This is a genomic window from Mesorhizobium sp. M4B.F.Ca.ET.089.01.1.1 (genome assembly GCF_004022605.1).
Taxonomy (GTDB): Bacteria; Pseudomonadota; Alphaproteobacteria; order Rhizobiales; family Rhizobiaceae; genus Mesorhizobium; species Mesorhizobium abyssinicae.
Map to the genome: position 1 here is coordinate 1 of NZ_RZOS01000479.1, position 3,994 is coordinate 3,994.

3 protein-coding genes are annotated in these 3,994 nt (G+C 66.7%); 1 reads left to right on the forward strand and 2 read right to left on the reverse strand.

Going from position 1 to position 3,994, the window contains the following annotated elements; all coding sequences use genetic code 11:
• The first annotated feature begins 40 nt into the window (after nucleotides 1-40).
• Nucleotides 41-673 carry a trimeric intracellular cation channel family protein gene (locus EN780_RS28905; protein ID WP_127282397.1) on the forward strand — a complete coding sequence of 211 codons (633 nt, stop codon included), beginning with the start codon at nucleotides 41-43 and terminating at the stop codon, nucleotides 671-673.
• An 84-nt stretch (nucleotides 674-757) separates the two neighbouring features.
• Here the strand turns inward: EN780_RS28905 and EN780_RS28910 are convergent, their stop codons facing one another.
• The gene (locus EN780_RS28910; protein WP_127282398.1) at nucleotides 758-1,645 is read right to left on the reverse strand and encodes a GNAT family N-acetyltransferase; all 888 of its coding nucleotides are present in this window, start codon (nucleotides 1,643-1,645) and stop codon (nucleotides 758-760) included.
• A 181-nt stretch (nucleotides 1,646-1,826) separates the two neighbouring features.
• A partial coding sequence (locus EN780_RS28915) for a PAS domain-containing sensor histidine kinase (RefSeq protein WP_133372754.1) occupies nucleotides 1,827-3,994 on the reverse strand: 2,168 nt, incomplete at its 5' end.

Below are 3,994 nucleotides of genomic sequence, written 5' to 3' on the forward strand. Positions count from 1 at the left end.
CTATTCCCCTACTCCCTTACTGCCCGATTCCCCTATTCCCATGAACCTCATCGAGCTTCTTGACTATGCCGGCGTCGCCGTCTTCGCGGCGACAGGGGCGCTTGCCGCTTCGCGCAAGCAACTCGACATCATCGGCTTTCTGTTCCTGGCCTGCGTCACCGGTATCGGCGGCGGCACGCTGCGCGACGTCATCCTCAACCTGCCGGTGTTCTGGGTCGGCAACCGCGATTATGTGCTGATCTGCGTGGTGGTCGCGGTGCTGGTCTTCTTCAGCGCCCATCTGGTCGAGTCCCGCTACAAATTGCTGCTCTGGCTCGACGCCATCGGTCTCGCCGCCTTCTCGGTGATGGGCGCCGCCAAGGGCCTCGCCATCACCGGGTCCCCGGTCGTCGCCACCATCACGGGCGTGCTGACCGCAACCTTCGGCGGCATCCTGCGCGATCTTCTGGCCGGCGAGCCATCGGTGCTTCTGCGGCCCGAGATCTACGTCACGGCGGCGCTTGCGGGTGCGGCGCTTTTCACCGTCGGCGACCTTGCCGGCCTGCCGCCATTGGCGGCCGGTCTGGTGGGTTTCGCCGCGGCATTCGCGGTGCGCGGCGGCGCGCTCAAATTCGGCTGGGCCTTCCCAGCCTACAAGAGCAGGCCCGGGCGGCGGCCGGAGGATATTCCGTGATGGAGGATCAGGGAATAGTCAGTAGTCAGGGGAGCGTGAACGTGATGTCTTCCCCTACTGCCTACTGCCTACTGCCTACTCGCGTCAGGCCGCGAAGCGCTGGCCTTCCCCGCCATAATAGTTGACGTAGCGCGCGCCGATCTCCTTGACCGGCATGACGACGAAGACGTCGACGGTCGAGAATTCGTGATCGATGACGCAGCCGTCGCCGATGCGGGCGCCGACGCGCAGGTAACCCTTGACTAGCGGCGGCATGGACGCGATGGCCGCCTTGGCGTTGACCGCTTCGATCGGCATCAGGTCCATGGAGCAGTAGCGGCCGGCAACCGCCTTGACGTCCCACGCCGAATTGGTGCGGCAGTGATGGGCGAGGTAGGTCAGCGCCTCGGCATGCGCCGCCGGCACGATGCCGTGGAAGGAAGCGCAGCCGGTCATCACGCCGATGCCGTAGTGGTTGATATAGGCCCAGATGCCTTGCCACAGCGCCTCGATGGTGCGCTTGGAGCGGTATTCCTTAAGCACGCAGGAGCGGCCGAGTTCGAGAAAACGCTGGCCGGGATGACGGGCGATCAGATTGGTCAGCTCGAACTCGCCCTCGGAATAGAAGCCGCCAGCCGTCGCCGCGATCTCCTGCCGCAGCAGCCGGTAGGTGCCGACGATACGGCGGTGCTCAGGGCCGGGAAGCGACGTATCGAACACCAAAAGGTGATCGCAGAGCGGATCGAAACGATCGGCGTCGCGCCGGTCCTGCGCCTGGAACAGGTCCTTCCTGGCGCCAAGCTCGTCATAGAACACCCGGTAGCGGACCTCCTGCGCGGCGGCGATCTCGGCTTCGTTGCGGGCAAGCCGGACTTCGAGATTGCCGATGCGGCCGAGAGGGGCGCCTGTTGCGACGGCATCAGCCGTCCGCGTGGCGAGCAGGGCGCCGCCAGCGTTCGGCCGAGTGTCACATTCCGGCATAACTGTATGCACGAGTGATTCTCCTTCGAGCCATCCCTCTTGGCACGGGGATACGGTGTAGGTGCAACAGGATTGTGACAGTACCGTGATACGGCGCGGCGGGCAATACTTCGTCGGCTGGCGAATGCCCTCAACCGGCTACCTTAACGAAGCAAAGCCAAGCGATCCTAGGGCGATTGCCGGGGCAAAAAAATCAGGCCGCGACCTGCGCCTCGACGGCGCTGACCAGAGCATCCGGATCGAGCGGCTTGGTGACGAAGCCGCTGGCGCCGTGCGCCAGCACCGTATGGCGGGTCTTTTCCTGGCTGTCCGCCGACAGCACCATGATCGGAACCGGCGGCACCGCTAGCGCCTCTTCGTGGCGGCGGATGGCGGCAATGGCATCCAGCCCGTCCATGACCGGCATGTGCAGGTCCATCAGCACAACATCGAAGCGATGCTTCAGGCCGGCATCGGTGACGGCCTCGACGGCGGCCTTGCCGTTGCCGACCACCTTGACGCGGTGCCCGGCCTTCAGAAGCGTGGCGCGGGCGAGCATGGCGTTGATGTCGTTGTCCTCTGCGATCAGCACGGACAGGCCGTGCTCGCCGCGGCGGCCGCCGGCGCGCGCGGGCGGTGCGCCCTGCCTGTCCGTCTGCGGCAGCGCGACGGCGGGCGCATGGCTGGTCAAAAGCACGCGCAGCAGCGTCTCGCCGCGCACCGGCCGCGCCAGGAAGGTGGCATAGCCATTGGCGCGGAATTCGCCGAGCATGCCGCGGTCGGTCGGCGCGATCAGCGTGATCGCCTCGCAATCGGCAAAGCCGCCCTGGCGCAAGCGCTTGAGCAGGCGCCCGTCGCCGTTCTCCATCGCGGCGTCGACCAGAAGCGCATCACAACCCGCCGCGAAAGGCGTTGCCTGGGCGAGCGTCGTCGCTAGCTCGACGGCGCCGCCATGGGCGCGGATGGTGCGCGCGATGGCGTCGGCCTCGACCGCGTTCTTCGACACGATCACGGCACGCCGGCCGGACAGTATGTCCTGCCGGTTTTGCGGCGGCTCGGTCGCCGCCACCGCCGGAAGCTCGAAGACGAACTCGGATCCCTCGCCGAGCCGGCTCGACACGGAGATCGAGCCGCCCATGGCGGTCACCAGGCGCCTGGAGATGGCAAGGCCGAGGCCGGCGCCGCCATGCACCCGGGTCGAGGTGCCGTCGGATTGCTCGAACTCCTCGAAGATGCGTTCCATGTCCTCTTCGCGCAGTCCCGGACCGGTGTCGGCGACGGTGAAGCAGATGCGGTCGGTGGTTTCGGTGCGCGCCCGCGCGACGGTGAGCAGCACGCCGCCGGTGTCGGTGAACTTGATGGCGTTGCCGATGAGGTTGAGCAGCACCTGGCGCACCCGGCCCGGATCGGCGGTGATCATCTGCGGAACGTCGGGCTCGACATGGCAACCAAGGCCGATGCTTTTGGTGAAGGCACGTGACGCCATCAGTTCGATGATGTTGTCGGCGATCTCGCGCACAGATGTCGGCTGCGGCTCGGGGTCGAAGCGGCCGGCCTCGATCTTGGAGTAGTCGAGCAGGTCCTCGATCAGGGCGAGCAGCGCGCTGGCCGAGGTCGAGACGGCGCCCACATAGGTGCGCTGCTCGGGCGACAGATCGGTGTCGACCAGGAGCTTGGCCATGCCCATGATGCCGTTCATCGGCGTGCGGATCTCATGGCTGACGGTGGCGAGGAAGCGCGACTTGGCCTGGCTGGCATATTCGGCACGCTCGCGGGCGGTGATCAGCGAGGATTCGGCGCGCTTGCGGGCGGTGATGTCGCGCGCGATCGCCCGGTGCGAGACGGCGCCGTTGTCCTTGTCGCGCACCGACAGCTCGATCCAGGAAAACCAGCGCGGACCGCTCGGCGTGCGGATGGCGACGTCGGTGGAGCTCAGACACTCATGATCCGAGAAGGCGGCGTCGGGAACGATGCCGACATCGATGCCAAGCTCCGACAAGCTCTTGCCGGCGAGGTCGCGCTGATCGATGTCGACAAGGTCGGCGAAAACCTTGTTGGCGTAGACGATATGGCCGTCGCGATCACGATGGACGACGAGGTCGCCGAGCGCGTCGATCAGCCCGCGAAACCGCTCCTCGCTTTCCTGCATCTCCCACATGCGGTCAGCGAGCGTCTCGATCTCGGCGCGGTTGCGGGCGGCGGTCTCGTCGAGCAGGGCCGCGGCGCGGCGTTCGTTGCGCTTGCTGCGCAGATGCATGCCGAGGCCGGCAAGGCCCGTCACCAGCAAACCGAGGGTGACGAAGATCGGCGCGCCGGTCAGGTGAGCCAGCCCGGCCAACACCGCGATGGCGACGACGGTCAGGAAAGGCAGGCCTTCGGGAT

Excerpts from the sequence above, each read along its gene's own strand:
- EN780_RS28905 (WP_127282397.1), top strand. The coding sequence starts at position 41 with ATGAACCTCATCGAGCTTCTTGACTATGCCGGCGTCGCCGTCTTCGCG.